Annotated in this window: 20 protein-coding genes; 14 read left to right on the top strand and 6 right to left on the bottom strand. The window is 65.6% G+C overall.

Features of this window, described 5'->3' with window-relative positions; all coding sequences use genetic code 11:
* Positions 1–10 precede the first annotated feature (10 nt).
* The 4 genes from dmpH to GH664_RS14265 form a co-directional block, all read right to left on the bottom strand.
* On the bottom strand, positions 11–805 hold the full coding sequence (dmpH, locus tag GH664_RS14250) for a 2-oxo-3-hexenedioate decarboxylase (RefSeq protein WP_153168746.1): 795 nt from the start codon (positions 803–805) through the stop codon (positions 11–13).
* A 14-nt stretch (positions 806–819) separates the two neighbouring features.
* A complete protein-coding gene (gene dmpE / locus GH664_RS14255; RefSeq protein WP_153168747.1) occupies positions 820–1602 on the bottom strand; it encodes a 2-oxopent-4-enoate hydratase in 783 nt (260 codons plus the stop codon).
* Positions 1603–1709: 107 nt separating this feature from the next.
* Entirely contained in the window at positions 1710–3170 is a 1461-nt protein-coding gene (locus GH664_RS14260) for a 2-hydroxymuconic semialdehyde dehydrogenase (protein ID WP_153168748.1), read from the bottom strand.
* 153 nt (positions 3171–3323) lie between these two features.
* Positions 3324–4256 carry a catechol 2,3-dioxygenase gene (locus GH664_RS14265; protein WP_153168749.1) on the bottom strand — a complete coding sequence of 311 codons (933 nt, stop codon included), beginning with the start codon at positions 4254–4256 and terminating at the stop codon, positions 3324–3326.
* A gap of 941 nt (positions 4257–5197) precedes the next feature.
* On the opposite strand from GH664_RS14265, the gene benA reads away from it, so the two are divergent.
* From benA to GH664_RS14290, 5 genes are all read left to right on the top strand, one after another.
* Positions 5198–6547, top strand: coding sequence for a benzoate 1,2-dioxygenase large subunit (benA, locus tag GH664_RS14270; RefSeq protein ID WP_153168750.1), 1350 nt, complete (start codon positions 5198–5200; stop codon positions 6545–6547).
* 19 nt (positions 6548–6566) lie between these two features.
* Positions 6567–7055 (top strand): benzoate 1,2-dioxygenase small subunit, encoded by a 489-nt coding sequence (gene benB, locus GH664_RS14275; RefSeq protein ID WP_153168751.1) that lies wholly within the window; start codon positions 6567–6569, stop codon positions 7053–7055.
* A gap of 137 nt (positions 7056–7192) precedes the next feature.
* Positions 7193–8203, top strand: a complete 1011-nt coding sequence (gene benC, locus GH664_RS14280; RefSeq protein ID WP_153168752.1) for a benzoate 1,2-dioxygenase electron transfer component BenC — start codon at positions 7193–7195, stop codon at positions 8201–8203.
* A 43-nt stretch (positions 8204–8246) separates the two neighbouring features.
* Positions 8247–9029 carry a 1,6-dihydroxycyclohexa-2,4-diene-1-carboxylate dehydrogenase gene (locus tag GH664_RS14285; RefSeq protein WP_153168753.1) on the top strand — a complete coding sequence of 261 codons (783 nt, stop codon included), beginning with the start codon at positions 8247–8249 and terminating at the stop codon, positions 9027–9029.
* A 449-nt stretch (positions 9030–9478) separates the two neighbouring features.
* Positions 9479–11332, top strand: a complete 1854-nt coding sequence (locus GH664_RS14290) for an MFS transporter (protein ID WP_153168803.1) — start codon at positions 9479–9481, stop codon at positions 11330–11332.
* Between the two features lie 196 nt (positions 11333–11528).
* Here GH664_RS14290 and GH664_RS14295 read toward each other — a convergent pair whose 3' ends face one another.
* A complete protein-coding gene (locus GH664_RS14295) occupies positions 11529–12485 on the bottom strand; it encodes an AraC family transcriptional regulator (protein ID WP_153168754.1) in 957 nt (318 codons plus the stop codon).
* Between the two features lie 330 nt (positions 12486–12815).
* Here GH664_RS14295 and GH664_RS14300 point away from each other — a divergent pair, with 330 nt between their 5' ends.
* The 3 genes from GH664_RS14300 to GH664_RS14310 all read left to right on the top strand — a co-directional run bounded on the left by GH664_RS14300 (position 12816) and on the right by GH664_RS14310 (position 17778).
* Entirely contained in the window at positions 12816–14105 is a 1290-nt protein-coding gene (locus GH664_RS14300) for an OmpP1/FadL family transporter (RefSeq protein WP_153168755.1), read from the top strand.
* Positions 14106–14183: 78 nt separating this feature from the next.
* Positions 14184–16565, top strand: a complete 2382-nt coding sequence (locus GH664_RS14305; RefSeq protein ID WP_153168756.1) for a 3-hydroxyacyl-CoA dehydrogenase/enoyl-CoA hydratase family protein — start codon at positions 14184–14186, stop codon at positions 16563–16565.
* A gap of 13 nt (positions 16566–16578) precedes the next feature.
* A complete protein-coding gene (locus tag GH664_RS14310) occupies positions 16579–17778 on the top strand; it encodes an acetyl-CoA C-acyltransferase (RefSeq protein ID WP_153168757.1) in 1200 nt (399 codons plus the stop codon).
* 45 nt (positions 17779–17823) lie between these two features.
* Here the strand turns inward: GH664_RS14310 and GH664_RS14315 are convergent, their stop codons facing one another.
* Positions 17824–18597, bottom strand: coding sequence for a YdcF family protein (locus GH664_RS14315; protein ID WP_153168758.1), 774 nt, complete (start codon positions 18595–18597; stop codon positions 17824–17826).
* 134 nt (positions 18598–18731) lie between these two features.
* On the opposite strand from GH664_RS14315, the gene GH664_RS14320 reads away from it, so the two are divergent.
* The 6 genes from GH664_RS14320 to GH664_RS14345 all read left to right on the top strand — a co-directional run bounded on the left by GH664_RS14320 (position 18732) and on the right by GH664_RS14345 (position 23907).
* The gene (locus GH664_RS14320; protein ID WP_153168759.1) at positions 18732–19313 is read left to right on the top strand and encodes a DUF2802 domain-containing protein; all 582 of its coding nucleotides are present in this window, start codon (positions 18732–18734) and stop codon (positions 19311–19313) included.
* A gap of 43 nt (positions 19314–19356) precedes the next feature.
* Entirely contained in the window at positions 19357–19737 is a 381-nt protein-coding gene (locus tag GH664_RS14325; RefSeq protein ID WP_153168760.1) for a RidA family protein, read from the top strand.
* Between the two features lie 67 nt (positions 19738–19804).
* A complete protein-coding gene (gene recG / locus GH664_RS14330; protein WP_153168761.1) occupies positions 19805–21937 on the top strand; it encodes an ATP-dependent DNA helicase RecG in 2133 nt (710 codons plus the stop codon).
* Positions 21938–22135: 198 nt separating this feature from the next.
* Positions 22136–22705 (top strand): chorismate lyase, encoded by a 570-nt coding sequence (locus tag GH664_RS14335; RefSeq protein ID WP_153168762.1) that lies wholly within the window; start codon positions 22136–22138, stop codon positions 22703–22705.
* Positions 22702–23583: a 4-hydroxybenzoate octaprenyltransferase gene (ubiA, locus tag GH664_RS14340; RefSeq protein WP_153168763.1), complete on the top strand. Its 882-nt coding sequence runs from the start codon at positions 22702–22704 to the stop codon at positions 23581–23583. The genes GH664_RS14335 and ubiA overlap by 4 nt, the downstream gene beginning before the upstream one ends.
* 72 nt (positions 23584–23655) lie before the next feature.
* Entirely contained in the window at positions 23656–23907 is a 252-nt protein-coding gene (locus GH664_RS14345; protein WP_228111527.1) for a hypothetical protein, read from the top strand.
* Positions 23908–23979: the final 72 nt, after the last annotated feature.

Raw genomic sequence — 23979 nt, forward strand, 5'->3', positions numbered from 1 at the left:
CAGTAGGTTATTAGACGAAACGGAACGAGACGTTGCCCAGGTCCTGGAAGCGGACGTTGACGTTGTCGCCCTTCTGAACCGGGATCGCCTCGGTGACGCCGCCGGTCATGATGAAGGTGCCGGCCGGGATTTCCTGGCCGCGTTTGCCGAGTTCGTTCGCCATCATTGCGATCGCCACCAGCGGGTTGCCGAGCACCGCAGCGCCGGCGGCCATCGACTTGACCTCACCGTTCACTTCCAGCACGACGCCCAGGGTGGGCAGGTCGAGCGCACCGAGATCGCGCATGTTGCCGCCGATCACGAAGCGGGCCGACGAGGTGTTGTCGGCGATCACGCTCTTGAGGTCGAACTTGAAGTCGCGGTAGCGCGAGTCGATCACTTCCACGGCCGGCAGCACGAAGTCGATCGCCGCCATGACGTTGCCGATGTGGCAGCCGGGGCCGCGCAGCGGCGCCTTGGTGACGACGCAGATTTCGGCTTCGACCTTGGGGTGGATCAGCTCGTCGAACTTCACTTCGCCGCCGTCCGGCACCGACATGTAGTCGGCAACGAAGCCGAACACCGGGGTCTCGACGCCCATCTGCTTCATCTTGGCGCGCGAGGTCAGGCCCGCCTTGAGGCCGGCGATCTTGTTGCCGCGGGCGAGCTTGCGGCGCTTGATCTCGTCCTGGATGGCGTAGGCGTCATCCCAGTCCATGTTGGGGTAGTCGTCGGTGATCTTGGTGACGTCGTGAACCTGCAGCTCGGCGTTTTCGAGGTGCTCGGCGAGCTTGGCGATGGTGGCCTGGTCGAGGGTGAGTGCCATGAGTGAATTCCTTGTCAGATGAAGCGGACCGACGTGCCACCGAGGCCGCCGACGTTGCAGAAGAGGCTGTCGCCGGCGGTGACCGGGACGAGCGGGGATTGCGAACCGGAGAGGATGATCTCGCCGGCCTTGAGGCCGATGCCCAGGCGGCCCAGGGTGTTGGCCAGCCAGGCGATGGCGTTGACCGGCGAGCCCTGGACGGCGGCGCCGGTGGACGTGCTGATGATGTCGCCGTTCTTGGACAGCACCATGCCGGCCAGCGCGAGGTCGATGTCGCGCGGGCTCTTGCGCACGCCGCCGAGCACCAGCACGCCGCAGGAGGCGTTGTCGGCCACGGTATCCTGGATCTTGATCTTCCAGTCCTTGATGCGCGAATCGACGATCTCGAAGCAGGGCACCACGCAGTCGGTGGCGCGCAGCACGTCGGCCGCGGTCACGCCCGGGCCCATCAGGTCACTCTTGAGGATGAAGGCGACTTCGGCCTCGGCCTTCGGTGCGATCATCGACGAGGCGACGATCGGCTCGCCTTCGTTGAATACCATGTTCGACAGCATCTGGCCGAAGTCAGGCTGGTTCACCTTCAGCATGTCCATGACGACCCTGCTGGTGACGCCGATCTTCTTGCCGACGATGGTGTGGCCATCGTCGAGCTGGCGCTGGATCATGCGCTGCTGGATCGCGTAGGCGTCCTCGATGGTGATGTCGGTTTCGCGGTCGGTCAGGGGGGCGACGGGGGTCAGCGTCTTCAGTGCGTTGTACAGCTCGTCGCCGTAATGATTGATCTTGGTCTGGTCCATGTGTGGCTCGTGTGATTGTTCTGAGCGGAATTATTCCCGGCAGGATGCGAAGTGTCGCCCCCCATCCGGACGGGGTGCAGCCCCGTCCGGATGGGGGTGGTGCCCGGTTAGTATTTGATCATCACGTTGCGCAGCTCGGTGTAGAACTCCAGCGAGTGCACGCCGCCTTCACGGCCAATGCCCGATTGCTTGGAGCCGCCGAACGGCGTGCGCAGGTCGCGCAGGAACCAGCTATTGATCCAGCACAGGCCGACTTCGATCTCGCTGGCGAGACGCATTGCACGGCTGATGTCCTGGGTGTGGATCGAGGTGGCCAGGCCGTAGCGGTTGTTGTTGACCATGGCGACCACTTCCTCTTCCGTATCGAACGGCTGGATGTGGCAGCAGGGCCCGAAGATTTCCTCGGTGACGACGGTGGCGGTTTCCGGCAGGCCGGTCCAGATGGTGGGCTGGACCCAGCAGCCGTCCTTGAGCGCGTCCGGCATGTCGGGGATGCCGCCGCCGAAGACGATGTTGGCCCCTTCTTCCTTCGCCTTGGCGTACATGCCCAGCACCTTCGCCTGGTGCTTCTTGCTGACCAGCGGGCCAATCTTCGTGTCGGGGTCGAACGGAAGACCCGGCTTCATGGTCTCGGCCTTGACCTTCAGCGCAGCCACGAACTTGTCGAAGATCGGGCGCTGCACGTAAACGCGCTCGGTGCCCAGGCAGACCTGGCCGGCGTTCTCGAAGCAGGAGCGCGTCACCGTGGCGACGGCGTTGTCGAAATCACAATCAGCGAACACCAGGGCGGCGTTCTTGCCGCCGAGTTCCAGCGACACCGGGCGGATGCCGTCGGCGCCCGCCTTCATGATGGCGGTTCCGGTGCGGGTCTCGCCAGTGAAGGTGATGCCGTTGACGTCCGGGTGTGCGGTCAGGAAGGCACCCGCCGAGTCGACACCGTAGCCGTTGACAACGTTATAGACACCCTTCGGCAGACCGACCTTGTTCATGACCTCGCCCAGCAGCGTGGCCGTGCTTGGCGTGTCTTCCGACGGCTTCACCACCACGGTGTTGCCGCAGGCGAGCGCCGGGCCGGCCTTCCACGTCATCAGCAGCAGGGGCAGGTTCCACGGGCAGATGATGGCGATCACACCGCGCGGCACGCGCACGCCGTAGCTGCGCGCGGTCTTGCCGTCGGGGGTGCGCATCTCGAACGATTCGGTCGAGACGTTCTTGATGGTGTCGGTGAAGATCTTGAAGTTGGCCGCGCCGCGCGGGATGTCCACATGCGAGGCGAGGTGGGCCGGCTTGCCGGTGTCGGCGATTTCGGCCTGCAGGAAGTCGTCGAAGCGGCGGTTGATCTCATCGACGACGGCGTCGAGCATGGAACAGCGCTCGACCACGGAAAGCTTGCCCCACGGGCCCTTCAGCGCCGCCTTGGCCGCGGCGACGGCCGCATCCACTTCGGGTTTGCCCGCCTCATGAACCACCCCGATCAGGGAGTTATCGACCGGGTTGCGTTTCTCGTACGTCTTTCCGCTGACGTTGGTGACGTACTCGCCGTTAATGAAGTTCTTGATGTCTTTCATGCTCAGGTTTCCCAAAGTTGATGTTTAAGGCGGCATCGCAGGCTGCGGCCGATTGGACGCCGCGGCCTTCCTTCGGAACTCCGCGGCGTCGTGGTCGGGCAGCCGCAGGACACCACGTGAAGCGTTGGTGCCCAGGGTCGCCCGTGGCGTGAATCAGGAGAATACGGACAGGAACTTCTCGTTCAGTACGCGATCGTGATAGAAAATTGCCTTGCCGAGCTGGTCATCGGTCCAGGTGATCGTCGGCTTGTCCGGGTACCAGTGGTAGCCGCCGGCGAACACTTCGTTGCGGTTGCCGCTCGGATCGAAGAAGTAGATCGTCTCGCCGCGGGTGATGCCGTGGCGGGTGGGGCCGATGTCGATGGACACATCCTTCTTGGAGATGATGTCGCCGGCACGCAGCACTTCGTACCAGTTGTCGAGCAGGAAGGAGGCGTGGTGCAGCTTGCCCTTCACCGGCTGGCGGATGAAGGCGACGTCGTGGGCCTTGTTCGAGCAGGTCAGGAAGGCACCGATGGGGAACTTGTCCGGGCCGGCTACCACCAGCTCGGCGATGCCGAAGCCGAGGACTTCGGTAAACAGCTTCATGGTGCCATCGAGGTCGTCGCCGTACAGCAGGCAGTGGTCGAAGCGCGACGGCGCCATGCCCTTGAGGCCGTCCGGCCAGGCATCCGGGTTGGTGTCGGGCATACCGTTGCCAACCTTTTCCTTCTCGGCATACAGCTCCATCACGTGGCCGGTCGGGATCGTGAAGCGGAAGCGCTCTCCGGTCTTCAGGTGCTCGCCAGCGGGGATCCAGCTCATGTCGGTGGCCAGGCCGGACGCTTCGACATCGGCGGCCAGCTTCTTCAGCGTGGCGGGCGAGTCGACACGCCAGCCGAGGTAATCCATGCCGGCTTCGTCGGCTTCACGCAGCACCACGCTGTGGTGGTCGTGTTCGTCCCAGGCCTTCAGGTAGACGCGGCCCTTGTCGTCACGGCCGGTTTCGATCAGGCCGAGAACCTCGACGTAGTGATTGAGTGCCGCAGCCATGTCCAGCACGCGTATGACGATGTGGCCGGGGCGGAGAACGCCAGTGAGTGCCATTTTCAACTCTCCTCTCTGATGGTGGGCGGTCGGTCCGTGTGGGCCGCCGCCAATGAATCGACATCCCCGGGCGAGGGGCTTGTCGCGAAACGCTGCAAATCGAAATCCTTCGCCATCTTCCCTGAGCTGCCGGGGTCGATGTCGATCTGGGGGAACGCGCGGCACGGAAGAACCATGAACCCGGCTTCCTGCTGGCGGGCCGCGCACAAGCGGTTCAACTCAAGCTGTGCCCATGACGTAAGCCGGAGCTGAGCTCGAGGCCGCGCGGCAGCCGGCATGAATGCACCCCGGTCCGGCACTCCCGATTTTCCTTGACGAATACCCATTTCGGGGCATTCTCCAAACTTGGCGGAACTGGCAATCGGGAACAGGAATTGCCGCGAGCGTGCAATTCTTCCCGAACCGATTTCGCGTTTTCCCCCAAGCCACATCTTTTTCCATTGCCGCAGCCCCGGCTCCTCTTAATGAGAGTCGATGCAGAAATGCACTGGTTTTTATTTGATAAGTGAAAGACTGCTAATTCAATCCGAGTCCTCACAGCTATCCGAGCATACTCCTGCCTTGACGTCAGTTGTCATGGGTATCCTCTTGGGGTGAACCCTTACGAGCCTGTGCGATTTCCGCAAATTTGCGAAATTTCATGCGCTTACGGCTTCTGACGTCTGCCTCAACGGCAATATCTCGAGATTTTATACTTGAGAACCGGGTGCTCCGCAAGAGATTTCTGCATAAAAAAATTCCATGCTTCCGGCTCTTCCTTGCGCTCCTTGTCGAATCGCATTTCTTTATTGCTTGTTCTTTACGTTTGCGTTAACTGGACATTCCATTTCTTCATCGATCGCATGCAAAAAACGGATATTGATCGTGCAGGAAATGGATATCATCCGACCTCAGGTGGCACTAATCTGCCGACCTGCCAGACAACGAAGGAGACTCCGGCCATGCACGTAACGAACGAGTATTTGGATTCCCTGCTCGAGAAGAACAAGGAAGAGGGCCTTTTCCGCTGCAAGCGGGAAATGTTCACCAACGAAGAGCTGTTCGAGCTCGAGATGAAGCACATCTTCGAGGGCAACTGGATTTATCTCGCCCACGAAAGCCAGTTGCCGAAGGTGAACGACTACTACACGACCAAGATCGGTCGTCAGCCCATCTTCATCACCCGTAACAAGGACGGTCAGCTCAACGCCTTCATCAATGCCTGTGCCCACCGCGGCGCAACGCTGGCCCGCTTCAAGCACGGCAACAAGGCGACCTATACCTGCCCGTTCCACGGCTGGACGTTCAACAACTCGGGCAAGCTGCTGAAGATCAAGGATCCGAGCGAAACCGGTTATCCCGACAGCTTCAACACCGACGGTTCGCACGACCTCAAGAAGATCGCGCGCTTCGAGTCGTATCGTGGCTTCCTGTTCGGCAGCCTGAATCCCGACGTCGCGCCTCTGGAAGAGCACCTCGGCGAGTCGAAGAAGATCATCGACATGATCGTCGATCAATCGCCGGAAGGTCTGGAAGTGCTGCGCGGTTCTTCCACCTATGTGTATGAAGGCAACTGGAAGCTGCAGGCCGAGAACGGCGCTGACGGTTACCACGTGACCGCGGTGCACTGGAACTACGCCGCGACTCAGGCTGCGCGCAAGGAGCGTGACGCCGGCGGTGATGGCATCAAGGCGATGAGCGCCGGCGGCTGGGCGAAGAAGGGCGGCGGTTCTTACTCGTTCGAGAATGGCCACATTCTCCTCTGGACGCGTTGGGACAACCCGGAAGACCGCCCGCTGTATCCGGTGCGTGAGCAGCTCGCCGAGCGCGTGGGTGCGAACACGGCCGAATGGATGATCAACAACTCGCGCAACCTGTGCCTGTACCCGAACGTCTACCTGATGGATCAGTTCAGCTCGCAGATTCGCGTGCTTCGTCCGCTGTCGGTCAATAAGACCGAAGTGACGATCTACTGCATTGCGCCCAAGGGTGAGAGTGCCGAGGCCCGCGCCCGCCGCATCCGCCAGTACGAGGACTTCTTCAACGCCTCGGGCATGGCTACGCCGGATGACCTGGAAGAGTTCCGCGCGTGCCAGGAAGGCTTCAATGGCAGCTACTTCGTCTGGAACGACATGTCCCGCGGCGCCGAGCACTGGGTCGAAGGTGCGGACGACGAAGCCAACAAGATCGGCCTGAAGCCCATCCTCAGCGGTGTCAAGACGGAAGACGAAGGCCTGTACGTTGCCCAGCACACCTACTGGCTTGAGCAGATGAAGAAGGCGCTGGCGGCTGAAGAAGCTGCCGCCAAGTAATCCTGAGGAGACGAATTAAATGAGTATTTCCTACGAGACCGTTTGCGCCTTCCTGTATCGCGAAGCCCGTCACCTCGACGAATGCGATTGGGATAGCTGGCTGGCATGCTACGACGAGAAGGCCACCTTCTGGATGCCGGCGTGGGACGACGACGGCCAACTGACGGAGGATCCGCAGAGCGAGATCTCGCTGATCTATTACCCGAACCGTGGCGGCCTGGAAGACCGCGTGTTCCGTATCCGCACCGAGCGCTCGAGCGCGACGATTCCGGATACGCGGACGTCGCACAACATCTCCAACGTGGAAGTGGTCGAGCAGAGCGGCAACGTCGTCAAGGTCCGCTTCAACTGGCTGACGTCGAGCACCCGCTACAACCACACGGACATGTTCTTCGGCTCCAGCTTCTACACGATCGACTTCTCCGGCGCGAATCCGCTGATCAAGGACAAGAAAGTCGTGTTGAAGACCGACTACATCCGTCACGTCATCGACGTCTATCACATCTGACGCAAGCGCCGGGGCTCAGGCTCAGGCCAAGTCAGCGACCGGCGACAGCTCTCACCCGGGGTTGTCGCCGGTTTTCGCCTGAACCACACCATGATTGCGGTGTCGCTTCGGGCTCATCTCCAGCAGAGGGGGTTAACATGACTCACAAGATCGCACTGAACTTTGAAGACGGTGTCACCCGCTTCATCGATTGCAAGTCGACCGAGACCGTTGCCGACGCAGCGTATCGTCAGGGCGTCAACGTTCCGATCGACTGCCGCGACGGCGCCTGTGGCGCCTGCAAGAGCTTCGCCGAATCGGGCAAGTTCGAAATGGGCTTCTACATCGAGGACGCGCTCAGCGAAGAAGAAGCCGGCCTCGGCTATGTGCTGACCTGCCAGATGCATCCGAAGAGCGACTGCGTGGTGCGCATTCCCGCTTCGTCCGAAGTGTGCAAGATCAAGCAGAGCAGCATCACCGCCACCGTCAAGGAAGTTCGCCAACTCTCGCCCAGCACGATCAACCTGACGGTGCAGGGTGAAGGCATCGACAAGCTGTCCTTCCTGCCGGGCCAGTACGCCAACCTCGGCGTGCCCGGCACCGAACAGCACCGCGCCTATTCGTTCAGCTCGATGCCGAAGGGCGGTGAAGTGTCGTTCCTGATCCGCAACGTGCCCAACGGCCTGATGAGCGGCTATCTCACCGGCAAGGCGCAACCGGGCGACGAGATCAAACTGGCCGGCCCGCTCGGCAGCTTCTACCTGCGCGACATCCAGCGTCCGGTGCTGATGCTCGCCGGTGGTACGGGCCTTGCGCCCTTCCTCGCCATGCTCGACAAGGTCGTGGCTGCCGGTGGCAGCGCGCACCCCATTCACCTGATCTACGGTGTCAATACCGACGCCGACGTGGTCGAGATCGAGAAGCTCGACGCCTTCGCCAAGCTGCTGCCCAATTTCACCTATGCGGTGTGCGTGGTGGCCGAGGACAGCGCCTACCCGAAGAAGGGCTACGTCACCGCCCACATCGAGCCGACGCACCTGAACGAAGGCAACGTGGACATCTACCTGTGCGGCCCGCCGCCGATGGTCGAGGCGGTCGCCCACAACCTGCGCGAACGCAAGGTCGAGCCGGTGAGCTTCCACTACGAGAAGTTCGCCGCCAGCGTCTGAGCAGGTGCCGATCCACGCAACCCAACCATTCAGGTGATTCGTCATGCAGCAGAACAAGCGTTTTGACAACAAGGTCGCGGTCATCACCGGCGCGGCGCAAGGCATCGGCCTGCGCGTGGCCGAACGCATGGCCGACGAAGGCGGCCTGCTGGTGCTGGTCGACCGCGCCGAGTTCGTCCACGAGTTGAACGACACGCTCGGCAAGGTCACCCAGGTGCTCACGCTGACGGCCGACCTCGAGCAGTTCGCCGACTGCCAGCGCGTGATGGACGAGGCGGTCAAGCGCTTCGGCCGCATCGACATCCTGATCAACAACGTTGGCGGCACGATCTGGACGCGGCCCTTCGAGCACTACGACGAGAAGCAGATCGAGGCCGAAGTGCGCCGCTCGCTGTTCCCGACGATGTGGTGCTGCCGCGCGGCGCTGCCCTACATGCTCGAGAAGGAACAGGGCGTCATCGTCAACGTGTCCTCGGTGGCCACGCGCGGCGTCAACCGCGTGCCGTATGGCGCCGCCAAGGGGGGCGTCAACGCGCTCACCGCCTGCCTGGCATTCGAGAACGGTGAGCGCGGCATCCGCGTCAATGCGGTGTCGCCCGGCGCGACGGAGGCCCCGCCGCGTCGCGTGCAGCGCAACACCTCCAAGCAGACCCGTCAGGAAAAGACCTGGTACAAGCAGATCTACACCCAGTCGATCGACACCAGCCTGATGAAGCGCTTCGGCACCACCGACGAGCAGGCGGGAGCGATCCTGTTCCTCGCCTCGGACGATGCCTCCTACATCACCGGCGTGGTGCTGCCGGTGGGCGGCGGCGATCTCGGTTGAGGCTGGGCACCTTCGAAATCGATTCATTACAGGCAGCGCGGATGCCCCGGACCTAGGAACGGGGCCTCAACGTAGGGCTGCACGGTTTCCGGTGCGCGATGCGCACTGGAGGGGAAACTGTGCGTGAAACGCGCAGCCGGGCATCTGCAGGCTTGTTTTCGGTTCTTCGCGCGAGTTGCGGAAATTGAGATCGACCGGGCGAATGTCTGTAGCTCGGCAATCGCCGCTCAAGACCGATGCCCTTCGACTTGTACGTCATGCGAGGGGCGCCGTTGGCGATGGTCTTCCGGGAAGACCATGTCGCGGATCCATCCCGGGATCGAGCCGAAGGCTTGCTTGCGGTATCTCTGTTTGAAGAGCTTCCGAGTCGTCGCACGACTCGAATCATTTTTACCTGAGGAGACATGATGTCAAATTCAACTGCTGTTCCCGCTGTGGACAGCCCGGAGATGTTGCGCAAGCGGCGCAGCACCATCATCTGGGTGATCGCCATCTGCTTCGTCGGGCTGATCTTCGACGGTTATGACCTCGTCGTCTACGGCGCCGTCCTTCCCGGTTTCATGGGCCCGGACTCCGCCAAATGGATCGGCGACCATGCCCTGACACCGAAAGACGCCGGCGTGCTCGGCTCGTACGCGATGATCGGCATGATGCTCGGCGCGCTCGTCGCCGGCACGTTGGGCGACCTGATCGGCCGCCGCAAGGTCATGCTCGCTTCGATCGCCTGGTTCTCGATCGGCATGGCCGTTACCTCGATGGCCGAGACGCTCACCGCCTTCGGCATCTGGCGTTTCATCACCGGTCTCGGCGTAGGCGCGCTGGCCGGCACCACGGGCGCGATGGCAGCCGAATTCGCCCCTCCCGGCAAGAAGAACCTGGCCACCGCCTTCACTTACACGGGCATTCCGCTCGGTTCGCTGCTGTCGGCCCTGCTGGCGATCTTCCTGTTGCCGATCATCGGCTGGCGGGGCATGTTCCTGATCGGTGCGCTGCCGCTGGTCACCCTGCTGCCGCTCGCCTTCTGGAAGCTGCCCGAGTCCGTGGCGTGGCTGGCCTCCCGCGGCCGGCTGGACGAGGCTCGCCGCGTCTCCGCGCGCACGGGCGTTCCCATCCCCGAGGCGGAGATCAAGCCGCAGCAAAGCGTGGTGGCCAAGTCGTCCGACGAGCGCGCGGGTTGGGCCGGTCTGTTCACCGTCTATTTCGTCCCCGCCATCATCATCGGCTTCATCTCGGCGTTCTGCCTGCTGCTGGTCTATTCGCTGAACACCTGGCTGCCGAAGATCATGCTCCCGATCATGGGGCCGAAGGGTTCGCTGGCCCTGCTGCTGGTCCTCAACGCCGGCGCCATCTTGGGCACGCTGATCGGTTCCCGGCTGGCCGACAAGCACGGACCGCCGCGCATCGTGGCGCTTGGCTTCGTGGTCGGCGCGCTCGCCATGGGTGCCGTCGGTCTGATCGCGGCGAACATCAATGTCCCGCCGGTTGCCAAGCCGGGCGAGGTCCAGCAGCTCGCCGAGGTCAGCACGGTGGTGGTGGTGCTGCTCCTGTCCACGATCGCGATCGTCGGTCTGGGTACCTCGGGCACGCAGTGCCTGATCTACGGCCTGGCCGCCAACTATTACCGCACCAACGTCCGCGGTGCCGGTGTCGCCTGGACCGCAGCGTTCGGCCGTATCGGCGGCATCGTCGGGCCGGTCTTCGGCGCCTTCCTGGCGGTCACGTTTGCCGGCGAGTTGCACAGCATCTTCTACGTGCTGGGTGGCATCAGTCTCGTCGGTCTGATCCTTACCGTGATCCTGCCGAAGAGCAAGGCCGCAGCGGTTGCACAGACGATGGCGCCGACCACCGCGCCTGCGGCTGCCGTGCCCGCCGGCAAGTCCCGTCTCTACGGCACCATCATGGCGGTGGTCGACCAGACCGGAAACAAGCTGACCCGCGCGCGGATCTCGGAGTTCGTGTCCCTGACCGGCCAGAAGGTTCACCTGGTGTACCTCGCTCCGGAGCATGTCATGGCTGCCGAGGTCGGCGACACCGACAAGGCCGTCGATCCGAAGCACGTCGCGAACCTGCAGCAGTATGTGAACGAGGTCAACGCGCAAGGTATCCCGGCCGAAGGCCGGATTCTGACGGCGACGCTGTTCGACCGCGGCAGAGCCGTGGTCGACCTGGCCGAGCAGCTGCGGACCGACCTGATCATCCTCAATACCGAGGAAGGTGGCCAGCGCGCCAAGGCCGAGCTTGCGCAAGAGGTCGCCAAGCAAAACCCGCAGATGGCGGTGCTGGTCGCGCGCTCGACGCAGTAGTTGCACTGCATCACCAAACCTGCCCCGGTCGTTGCGGTCGGGGCAGGTTGCGGTGTGCCTGGCGTCGGTGCGAGCCTGGAGAACGACGTCCTCCCGAAACCCGACAGCGGGAACAAGAAAGAAGAGCGACGCACGCCGATGGGCGAAGCGTCGCTTTTTTTTATGCGGCAGCCGGTGCTCGAGGAGGGGACGCCTTTCAGCGACGCTTGAGGGTGTCGGACGGCAGGACGCCGAAAGTCGCCTTGTAGAACTCGGAAAAGCGGCCCAGATGAGTGAAACCGTAGTCGAGAGCGACCGCGGTGACGCTGCGCACCGGATTCGCGGGGTCGATCAGCGTGGCATGGATGCGCTCGAGCTTGCGTCGCTTGATGTAGTTTTTCGGCGTGGTGTCGGTGTAGCGCTCGAACAGCAGATACAGCGAGCGCAGGCTCATGTGAGACACGCGCGCGAGCTCCTCCACCGAGATATCGCGCTTGATGTTTTCGTCGATGTACTGGACCAGGCGCTCGAAGGAGCAGGACTGAAGCGTCGGGAATTCGCGCCGGATGTTGTGCTTGAGCAGCGTCAGCAGCTTGTTGGCGACGATCCAGTTGTAGTGCCCGAAGACCTGCGCCGGCGATCCAGCCTCGGATTCCGCCTCCTGGCACAGCAGCACCAGCAGGTTCATCAGGCTTTCGATCTCATGCAGCTGGTAGCGGATCGGAATGAACTTGATGCCTTCGCGCGGCCTGAGCCAGCCCTGTTCGATGCAGACGTCGTCGAGCAGCGAGGCCGGGATCTTCAGGATGAACTTCTCGCAGTCGTCCGAGTAGGTGAGGTCGATCGGATCGTCCGGATTGAGCAGCAGGATGTCGCCCGACGAAAAGTCGTGGCTCTCCCGCGAGATCTCGTAGCGGCAATGGCCGCGCAGGATGATCTGCAGGTGGTAAACGTCGGCGAGTCCGGTCGATACGACGCGGACGGGACCGCCGTAGGTGATGCGGCACAGGTCGATCAGGCCCGCCTTGCGATGGCGCAGCCCCGCCACCCGGCCCGCGCTTCCCGGCAGCCGGATCCGATGCACTCCCACATGGCGATTGACGTAATCGGAGACTTCGAAGGGGTCCGCCCCGTCGAAGACCAGGCTCCTTTCGTCAAGCAGGCGATATTTCATTGGGCTCCACCGCGTCTCCTCCCGTCCCGGAAGCCGCGCGTGCCGGTAACGAAAGCAGCGCGTAGCTCAGGAAAGCGACAGGATTTTTTTCTTACACTTATATCACTATAAGCTGCTGGACGGATCATTTCGATACCTGTGCCGGAGGCCTGCATCGGTCCCGCTTTCGGGCATCCCCGCGCGCCCGTGGGGGGCGCTGGCGTCTGTCGGGCGGGCATCCTTCGGGGAAACCCGGATTGGCGCAGACGGCATGCTGCCTGATGGTTCCACGTCACGCAGCGCGGAGCTGCTGCCTTTTTCGAAGAAGAAACAGATAGCGAGGGATGACAGATGCAGCGATTGACAATTTTCGGCCGGGTGGCCGGCGTGCTGGCGCTGGCCGCGTCCGGCGCCGCCTCGGCAGCGGGTTTCCAGCTTCTCGAACAGAATGCGAGCGGGATCGGGAATGCCTACGCGGGGTCGGCCGCAGTCGCCGAGAACGCCAGCACGATCTTCTTCAATCCGGCCGGCATGACGCAGTTGCCCGCGCGCGCGCTGTCGATCGGGCTCGCCGCAGTCAAGCCGAGTTTCAAGTTCAGCAACGACGGGTCGCAGACCGGCGTGCTGACCGGCAACACCAGCGACGCGGGCGGCTGGGCGGCGATTCCCAACGCCTACTTGTCGTGGGCGCTGAACAAGGACGTCTATGTAGGCGTCGGCCTGGGCGCACCTTTCGGCCTGATGACCGAGTACGACAACGACTGGGTGGGCGCGGCGCATTCGACCAAGTTCGACATCAAGACCTACAACATCAATCCCTCGATCGCCTGGCGGGTGAGCGAGCTGGTGTCGCTCGGCGCGGGGGTGAGCTGGCAGCGCATGGAGGTGGAGTACGTCAGACGGGCGGGAACTATCGTTCCTCCGACACAGCCTCTCCCCCTTCCGTTGACCTTTGCCACCCTGGATGCTGCGAATGACGCCTGGGGCTGGAACGTCGGCCTGCTGCTGAAATTGAGCGCCGCGACCAAGGTCGGTCTGTCGTATCGATCCAGCATCGATCACGAACTGAAGGGCGAGCTGACATTGAAGGGGCCGTCGCCCGCCTTCAATGCTGCGCGCAGTTCGCACGCGAAGGCGGATGTCGAACTGCCCGACACCTTCATCCTGAGTGCGACGCATAAGCTCGACAGCCGCTGGGAGCTGTTGGGCGACATCTCGCGCACCGGCTGGAGCAGCATCAAGGAGGTCGACATCGTCCGCAGTTCAGGGGGCAGCAGCGGCGAGGTCGCTCAGATCCTGGGAACCGACTTCAGGGACACCTGGCGCTATGCCCTGGGCGCGAACTACCAATACAACGATGCCTGGAAGCTGAGGTTCGGCGTCGCCTATGACGAAACGCCGGTCAGAGATGCGCGTCGGCGCCTGACGTCATTGCCTGACAACGATCGCACCTGGTTTTCCGTCGGCGCGCAATGGCGCGCAACGAAGGACTCCACGCTGGATCTTGGCGTCGCGTATTTGTACATACCGGACACCAGGATCGAGAACCGCGACGCTAAGGATCGACTCAAGGGGCTCGTCAAGGGCAATTACGATTCAAGCGTCTGGATTCTCGGCGCACAATATTCCATGTCGTTCTGATCTGTCGCGCAGCTTCCGCGCTGTCGTGGAGCGGGGCCCGGGGCCCTGGCGGGCCCCGTTCTTCATCTGGAGGGCAGCATGAGTCGTTTCATGATTCGCAAGGTCGCCGTTCTCGGCGCCGGCGTGATGGGGGCGCAGATCGCTGCGCATTGCGCCAACGCCGACGTGCCGGTGCTCCTCTTCGACCTGCCGGCGAAGGAGGGGCCGCCCAACGGCATCGTGACGAAATCGCTCGCCACGCTCGCCAAACTGGATCCGGCGCCGCTCGCCGCGAAGGACAGGGCGCAACATATCGAAGCGGCCAATTACGCCAGCGACCTGGGGCGGCTGGGCGAATGCGACCTGGTGATCGAGGCCATCGCCGAGCGCATGGACTGGAAGCTCGATCTGTATGCCAAGGTTGCGCCTCACCTGAAGCCCGGCGCCGTGTTTGCCTCCAATACTTCGGGCCTGTCGATCGAGGCGCTCGCTGCCGGCATGCCGGCCGACCGGCGCGTGCGCTTCTGCGGCATCCATTTCTTCAACCCGCCGCGCTACATGCCGCTGGTGGAACTGATCCCCGCCGCCGCCACCGACCCCGCCATGCTCGACGCGCTGGAGGCCTGGCTCACCACCCGGCTGGGCAAGCACATCGTGCGCGCCAAGGACACGCCCAACTTCGTCGCCAACCGCGTCGGCGTGTTCTCCATCCTCGCGGTGCTGCACCATACCGCGCGGCTGGGGCTCGGTTTCGACGAGGTCGATCTGCTCACCGGGCCGCGCATCGGCCGGCCCAAGAGCGCGACCTTCCGCACCGCCGACGTCGTCGGGCTCGACACCGTCGCGCATGTCATCGACACCATGCAGGCGACGCTGGCCGACGATCCGTGGAGCGGACATTTCCGCACGCCCGACTGGCTGCGTGCGCTGATCGCGCGCGGCGCGCTCGGCCAGAAGGCGGGCGCCGGCATCTATCGCAAGGAAGGCAAGCGCGTCCTGGTGCTCGACCTGCACCGCCAGGACTACGTCGACAGCGGCGGCGAAGTCTTCCCGGATATCGAGGAGATCCTCAAGCTGCGTGATCCGGCGGAGAAGTTCGCCGAACTGGCGGCGCATCCGCATCCGCAGGCGCAGTTCCTGTGGTCGATCTTCCGCGATGTCTTTCACTATTGCGCGGTGCATCTGGGCGACATCGCCGACAATGCGCGCGACATCGACCTGGCGATGCGCTGGGGCTTCGGCTGGGCGGTGGGGCCGTTCGAGACGTGGCAGGCCGCCGGCTGGCAAGACATCGCCCGGTTGATCCAGGAGGATATCGACCACGGCCGTGCGATGGCGAGGGTGGATCTTCCCGCGTGGGTGCGGGAGCGTGAGGGCGTTCACGCGCCCTCGGGATCGTGGAGCGCGGCCGAGGGCGTGCTCAAGCCGCGCACCACGCTGCCGGTGTACCAGCGCCAGTTCTACCCTGACCGCGTGCTCGGCGAAGCACCGGCCGATCGCGGCGAAACCCTGTGGGAGAACGGCGGCGTGCGCCTGTGGCGGCGCCCGGATCAGGACAGGGGCATCGGCATCCTGTCCATCACCTCGAAGATGCACGCCATCGGCGACGAGGTCATGGACGGCATCCTGGAGTCGATCGCGCGCGCGGAGGTCGAACTGGATGGTCTGGTGATCTGGCACGAGGCGCCGTTCGCCGTCGGCGCCAACCTGCAGCAGGTGGCGCAGGCCTGCCACGCGCACCAGTTCGACCTGCTCGAGCGCATGGTGGCGCGCTTCCAGCACACCGCCCTGCGCATCCGCCACGCGCAGGTGCCGGTAGTGGCAGCGGTGCAGGGCATGGCGCTGGGCGGCGGCTGCGAATTCCTGATGCATGCGGCGCACCGCGTGCTGGCGCTGGAGAGCTACATCGGGCTGGTGGAGGCGGGCGTGGGCCTGATCCCGGCCGGTGGCGGCAGCAAGGAGTTCGCCCTGCAGGCCCACGCGATGGCGCAGCGCGCCGCCGGCGGCGACGTCTTCCCCTACATCCAGAATGCCTTCCAGACCATCGCCATGGCCACGGTGGCCAAGAGCGCGCTGGAGGCGGTGCAGCTCGGATTCGCCCGCGCCAGCGACGACATCGTGTTCAATGCCGGCGAACTCTTGTACGTGGCGATGCGCCGCGCCCGCGCGCTCGCCGAGGCGGGCTGGCATCCACCGCTGCCGCAGCGCGCGGTGACGGTCGCCGGTCGCAATGGAATCGCCACCTGCGAGCTGATGCTGCTCAACATGGCCGAAGGCGGCCAGATTTCGGCGCACGACTACCGCGTCGCCCGCGCCGCTGCCACCGCGCTGTGTGGCGGGGAGGTCGACAGCGGCACCCAGGTCAGCGAGCAGTGGATCCTTGACGTGGAGCGCGCGCAGTTCGTCGAACTGCTGAAGACCGAGAAGACGCAGCAACGCATCGTGCACATGCTCGAGACCGGCAAGCCCTTGCGCAACTGAGACGGAGACGACCATGAGCAGACAGATCCAGGAGGCCTACATCGTCGCCGCGTTGCGCACGCCGGTGGGCCGGCGCAACGGTGCCTTCCGCCATGTGCGCCCTGACGACATGCTGGCGCATGTGCTGCGCGCCGTCGTCGCCCAGGTGCCGGAGCTCGACCCGCGCGAGATCGGTGACGTCATCGCCGGCTGCGCGATGCCCGAGGCCGAGCAGGGCATGAATGTCGCCCGCATCGGCCTGCTGCTGGCCGGCCTGCCGGCGGGTGTGCCGGGAATGACGATCAACCGCTTCTGTGCCTCCGGCCTGCAGGCGGTCGCCGATGCCGCGGCGCGCATCCGGCTCGGCGAGGCCGACGTCATGATCGCGGCCGGCACCGAGAGCATGAGCGCCATGCCGCAGATCATGGGCAACAAGGTGAGCATCAACCCCGAGATCTTCTCCCGCGACGAGAACCGCAGCATCGCCTTCGGCATGGGCCTCACCGCGGAAAAGGTCGCGACGCAGTGGAAGGTCAGCCGCGAGGACCAGGACGCCTTCGCCCTCGAATCACACCGTCGCGCCTGTGCGGCGATCGCCGCCGGGCAGTTCGCCGGCGAGATCGCGCCCTACACCGTACGCAGCCATGTGCCCGGCGAGGGCGGCGTGGTGCGCATCGTCGAGCGCGTGGTGCAGCAGGACGAGGGGCCGCGCGCCGACGCCTCTGCCGCAGGCCTGGCGAAACTGAAACCCGTCTTTGCCGCGCGCGGCTCGGTGACCGCCGGCAACAGCTCGCAGATGTCAGACGGCGCCGCTGCGGTGCTGCTGATGAGCGAAGCGGGGCTCAAGCGCAGCGGGGCGAAGCCTATCGCGCGCGTTGCCGCCCATGCGGTGGCCGGTGTGCCACCGGAGGTCATGGGCATCGGCCCGGTGGAGGCGATCCCGCGCGCGCTCGCACGCGCCGGGATCACGCAGGACGACGTGGGTTGGTTGGAGCTGAACGAGGCCTTCGCTGCGCAGGCGCTGGCGGTGATGCGGCAGCTCGGGCTGGACCCGGCGCGCGTCAATCCGCAGGGCGGCGCGATCGCGCTCGGCCATCCGCTGGGCGCCACCGGCGCGATCCGCGTCGCCACCCTGATGGCGGCGATGCAGCGCGATGCTAGCCTGCGCTACGGCATGATCAGCATGTGCATCGGCACCGGCATGGGGGCAGCTGGGGTCTTCGAGCGTGTCTGAACTCGACGCGAACAGGAGGCACGTGGCAGGCCGAGAGCATCCTGTTCAGCGTGTCAGGCGGTAGGCGATCAGGCCCAGCCATTCGTGCACGGCATACCAGCCGGCATAGGCGGTATTCTGGTTGGGCAGCAGCGCCAGCATGCGGTCCTTCGATTCGTGGCTGCCCAGCCAGGCGGTCGGAGCGGGCACCACGTCCAGGCCTTGGGCGGCGAATTCGGCAAGCGCGCGCGGCATATGTACCGCGTGGGTGACCAGCAGCACGCGGTGCACGCCCGCTGTCTTCAACTGCAAGGCCGACAGCCGGGCGTTGTCGCGCGTGTCGAGCGAAGCCGCCTCGACCCAGCGCGGTGTGATGCCGAAATCCTCGACCAGGCTCTGCTTCATCAGCAGCGCTTCGGCGACGTCGCCGGTCGGCGCGCCGCCGCTCACCAGCACCGGCAGGTCCGTTTCGCGCGCCAGGCGTGCGCCGTAGCGCAGACGCTCGAGCGCGAGCCGGTTCACCGTCTCGCCGCCGAACTCCGGCGCGTAGTCGCGCTTGCCGGCGCCGAGGATGACGATGGCCTGGGCGCTGCGGGCGACGTCCGGTGACAGCGGCGGCGCCGTCTCCAGCGGGCCGAGCAGCAGGCCGACGGCCGGCGGGAACGCCAGCAGCAACTGCAGCGCGATGCCGGACCAGGCCAGCCTCAGGCCCAGGCGCGGTCGGGGGCGCAACAGCAATAGCCCCGCCATGATGACGAGGAGGGGCAGCAAGGGCGGCAGCAGGGCCAGCGCGACGAGCTTCTTGAGCCAGAACAGCAGCAGCGAGGGGTCAAACGGCATCGGGTTTGTCCGGGCAGGGGGCGGCCGCTATTATCGGTGCGTTCCGTTTTCCTCTCGCATCCGATGAGTCTACCTGTCCGCATCTGCCGCTCGTCCATGTCGCGCGCAGGCTGTTCCCGCACCGGGCGGGGCGCATGACGGCGAGTCTTCTCGCCGCCGCCGGAGTGTTGCTGGCGCTGGCTGCGGCGTTCGGCGCGTGGTGGTATGCGCGGGCGCGCGGCCTGGTGCCGACGGCCGCCCGATCGCCGGGCACCGCCGGGAGCTCGCCGCCGGCCGGCAGCGAACCGGAAGACCCTGTCCGGGAGCACGGTCAGGGGGATGACAAGGGGGGTGACGAGGGCTTCGACTACGCCCCTGAGCTGAGGCCGCGACCGGCCCCGCAGGCCGACGAGGCCACGTTCCGCAATGCTTTCGACTGGCAGCACGTGCGGCGCGAACTGGAGCGGCTGAAGGCCCGCTGCGATGCGCAGGATCGAGTCATCGCCGGCCTGCGCGCCGAGGTCGAAGACTTGCGCGATCGCCTCGCGTCGCCGGCGCCCGCCGCGACGCCGGCGGTCGTTTCGACCGCGATTTCGCCCGAGTACGATGCGCCCCTGGTATATGCGCGCCAGGGGCTGGATGCCGCGGCCATCGCCGAGCGATGCGGCATCACCCTGGCGGAAGCCCAACTGGTGTGCGCAATGGCGGGCGCGCGTCCGCAGACGGGCAAAGGTTAGAATCCCGCATTCCCCAAACTCCCTAACTCCCGAGGACGAATCCATGAGCCGCAGCATCGTATCCACGCCCAACGCCCCGGCCGCCATCGGCACCTACTCGCAGGCGGTCAAGGCGGGCAGCACCGTCTATATTTCCGGACAGATCGGCCTCGATCCCGCCTCCATGCAGATGGTCGAAGGCTTCGAGGCGCAGACCGTGCGCGTTTTCGAGAACCTCAAGGCGGTCGCCGAAGCGGCTGGCGGCTCGCTCGCCGACGCGGTCAAGCTGACGATCTTCCTCACCGACCTGTCCAACTTCGCCAAGGTCAACGAAGTGATGTCGCGCTATTTTGCCGAGCCCTATCCGGCGCGCGCCGCCGTCGGCGTGAAGGAGCTGCCGCGCGGCGCAGTGGTCGAGGCGGACGCCATTCTCGTGCTGGGCTGAGGCAGCCTACGGCGGATGGCGCCATGCCTGCCTGCCGCCCGTCCGCCGATCGACCTTCCGCTCCACTTTGCCGTCCGCGCTCGATCTCCCGTCTGCCAGCCAGGCGTCGCCGCCGGCCGCCTCCAGGCCGGCCGCGCACGGCTGGGCCGGCGTCGGCGAGCAGCTTGCCGGCCGCCTGGCCAGGCTCGACATTCACCGGGCGGAAGACCTCGTCCTGCACCTGCCGTTGCGTTACGAGGATGAGACGCGGCTGACGCCGATCGCCGTCGCCCGCCCCGGCTTCCCGGCGCAGGTCGAGGGTGAGGTGGTGTCCTGCGAAGTGACGCTGCGCCCGCGGCGTCAGCTCGTCGCCCGTGTGCGCGATGCTTCCGCGACGCTGGTGGCGCGCTGGCTCAACTTTTACCCGTCGCAGCAGAAGCTGCTTGCAGTCGGCAGCCGCGTGCGCCTGTTCGGCGAGGTGCGTGGCGGCTTCTTCGGCGACGAGATGGTGCATCCGCGCGTCAGGCGGGTGGAAGCGGACGAGGGCCTGCCCGAGGCGCTGACCCCGGTGTATCCGACGACGGCAGGGTTGGGCCAGGGCACGCTGCGCAAGCTGATCGACCGCGCGCTGGCGTCGTCGCCGCTGGACGACCTGCTGCCGCCGGCGGTGTGCGCCGCGCTGCACCTGCCGTCATTCGCCGATGCCCTGCGCGCGCTGCATCATCCGGCGCCGGACGCCGATCCGGTGGCGCTCGAGCAGCGTGAGCATCCTGCCTGGCGTCGCATGAAGTTCGAGGAACTGCTGGTGCAGCAGCTCTCGCTGCGCCGCGCCTACAACGCCCGCCGTGCGCGCGGTGCCGTGTCGCTGCAGCCACGCGACGAGCTGACGGCCGCCTTGCTGGCACAGCTTCCCTTCCGACTGACGGGCGCCCAGGCGCGCGCCGCCACCGAGATCGCCGTTGATCTGGCCGCGGTACACCCGATGCAGCGGCTGCTGCAGGGCGACGTCGGCAGCGGCAAGACCATCGTCGCCGCGCTGGCGATGCTGCAGGCAGCCGAGAACGGCTATCAGGCGGCGCTGATGGCGCCCACCGAGATCCTCGCCGAACAGCACTGGAAGAAGTTGGCTGGCTGGCTGACGCCGCTCGGGCTGCATGTGGCCTGGCTGTCGGGCAGCCGCAGGAAGCGCGAGCGCGAGGCCGAACTCGAACGCCTGCGCAGCGGCGAAGTGCTGCTGGCGGTCGGTACGCACGCGCTGATCGAGGACCCGGTGACGCTGCCGCGACTCGCGTTGGCCGTCGTGGACGAACAGCACCGCTTCGGCGTGCGCCAGCGCCTGGCGCTGCGCGAGAAGGGAGCCGCCGGTGCGGGCGGCGCCGGCGAAGGCGGGCCTGGCCTGCGCCCGCACATGCTGATGATGTCGGCCACGCCCATCCCCCGCACGCTGGCGATGACGCACTATGCCGACCTCGACGTGTCCATCCTCGACGAGCTGCCGCCGGGCCGCACGCCGATCCGCACCCGGCTGGTGTCCGACGCGCGTCGTGACGAAGTCGTTGCCCGGCTGCGCACGGCCTGCCGCGAAGGCCGCCAGGCCTACTGGGTGTGCCCGCTGATCGAGGAATCCGAGGCGCTGCAGTTGCAGACCGCGCTCGACACCTTCGAGACGCTGACCGCCGCGCTGCCCGACCTGCGCATCGGCCTGCTGCACGGCCGGCTGAAGGCCGACGAAAAATCGGCGACCATGGCCGCCTTCGCGGCGCATGAGCTGGACGTGCTGGTCGCCACCACCGTCATCGAAGTCGGTGTCGACGTGCCCAACGCCAGCCTGATGGTCATCGAGCACGCCGAGCGCTTCGGCCTGGCGCAACTGCACCAATTGCGCGGCCGGGTGGGGCGCGGCAGCGCCGAGTCGGTGTGCATCCTGCTGTACGCCCAGCCGCTGTCGCAGACCGGGCGCGAGCGCCTGAAGGTGATCTACGAGAACACCGACGGCTTCGAGATCGCCCGCGCCGACTTGCGCATCCGCGGCCCCGGCGAGTTCGTCGGCGCGCGCCAGAGCGGCCTGCCGCTGCTGCGCTACGCCAGCCTGGAAGACGACGTCGATCTGATCGAGCCGGCACGCGCGCTCGCCGGGCAGATGCTGCGCGACATGCCGCAGGCGGCCGATCGGCTCATGGCGCGCTGGCTGGGTGGGCGGGAAGCCTTGCTTCGAGCCTGACGCAGAGTGCAGCGCCCACTGCGAGTTGCGCCGTGGCGGGTGATCGTGGAGAGGGCGAGGACTGTCTGAGCGACCGCAGGGAGCGAGTTCCGCAGCCCTCGGAACGAACACCCGCCATGGCGCAACGGCGATGAGGCGAGGAGTCCGTGCCCCTGCGTTGCGCTTGATAGAATGCCGCACCCCGAATTCAAGCCTCAAATGCGACCCAGCCTTCATCGTGAAACCTGGCTGCCGACGCCGCCGCGCGCCTCCGTGCCGCCGTCGCTGTGGCCCTGGCTCACCGACCCCGCTTCGCTGACCTCACGCATCCGCGCGCGCTGCACCCGCTTCTCCGTTCGCGTGCTCGAGCAGCGCCTTGGCGCCGCGCGGCTCGACGAGGCAGCCTTGCTCGGCCTGCGCCCCGGTGAGCGGGTCTGGGTGCGCGAGGTGCTGCTGCTTGCCGACGGCCGCCCGGTGGTGTTCGGCCGCTCGCTGCTGCCGCGCCGCAATGTGCGCGGCGCCTGGAACCTGTTCCACGGCATGGGCGCCCGCCCGCTGGGGGCGGCGCTGTTCGCCGATCCGGCGATCAGTCGCTCGCCGCTCACCTGCAAGCGCTTCGATGCGCGCGATGCGCGTTATCATCGGGCCCGTTCCGCGCTCTCCCTGCACGCAGCGTCGGCTTCCCTGCCGTGCGACCTGTGGGCGCGCCGCTCGCTGTTCCGCCGACACGACCGCGCGCTGATGGTGAGCGAATTCTTCCTCCCCGCGATATTCGACCTGCCCCGATGACCAACACCATGACACTCAGCGCGAAATTGCCTCTTTACGCACGCCTGATGCGGATCGACAAGCCGATCGGCACGCTGCTGCTCCTGTGGCCGACCCTCTGGGCGCTGTGGATCGCTGCCGACGGCTGGCCGCCGCTGCACGTGCTGGTGATCTTCACCCTCGGCACCTTCCTGATGCGCTCGGCCGGCTGTGTGATCAATGACTATGCCGACCGCGACTTCGACGGCCACGTCGAGCGCACGCGCAGCCGCCCGCTGGCGACGAAGTCGGTCAGCACGCGCGAGGCCCTGCTGCTGGCCGCCGGCCTGTCGCTGGTCGCTTTCGTGCTGATCCTGCCGCTGAAGCCGCTGGTGATCTGGCTGTCGCTGCCGGCGCTGTTCCTCGCTGCGAGCTATCCCTTCACCAAGCGCTTCTTCGCCATCCCGCAGGCCTATCTCGGCATCGCCTTCGGCTTCGGCATCCCGATGGGTTTTGCCGCGATCCTCGGCGAAGTGCCGGCGATCGCGTGGGTCATGCTGCTGGCCAACATCTTCTGGGCGGTGGCCTACGATACCGAGTACGCGATGGTCGACCGTCCCGACGACCTCAAGATCGGCATCAAGACCTCGGCGATCACCTTCGGACGCTTCGACGTCGCCGCGGTGATGCTGTGCTACGCGGCAAGCTTCGGCCTGCTGGCCGCAGTCGGTGTCGCTGCCGCGCGCGGTCCGTGGTATTTCGCGGGCCTGCTCGTCGCGGCCGCCATCGCCGGTTACCACTACACGCTGATCCGCGAGCGCGATCGCGCAAACTGCTTCAAGGCCTTCCGCCACAACAACTGGGTGGGCGCGGCGATCTTCGCCGGCGTATTTCTCGACGACCTGATACGCGGTATGTGAGTGTCGTGCAACGATGACGCGCGTGGCCGGTCAACCGCTAGCGGGCATGTGCCCGCCTCCGAGGAGATCGCCATGAACACGAAGATGCGCATGGTGGCAGGTGCCTTCGCTGCCCTGCTGTCGTCAGCCGCGTTTGCCTTCCACTGCCCGCAAGAGATGAAGAAGATCGACGATGCCCTGGCGAAAAATCCACCGCTCAGCGCGCAGCAGCTCGCTGAGGTGAAGGAGTACCGCATCAACGGCGAGGTATACCACAAGGCCGGCGAGCATCAGAAGTCGCTCGACACGCTGGAAAAGGCGAAGAAGATACTAGGTATCCAGTGAGTTGCAGCCGGGGCGTGCCCGCTGCAACGAGCGTGTCCGGGGGCGTTCCGGCTTATCATGGCGGCCGCATTC

The organism is Thauera sp. 2A1 (assembly GCF_009469595.2).
Taxonomy (GTDB): Bacteria; Pseudomonadota; Gammaproteobacteria; order Burkholderiales; family Rhodocyclaceae; genus Thauera.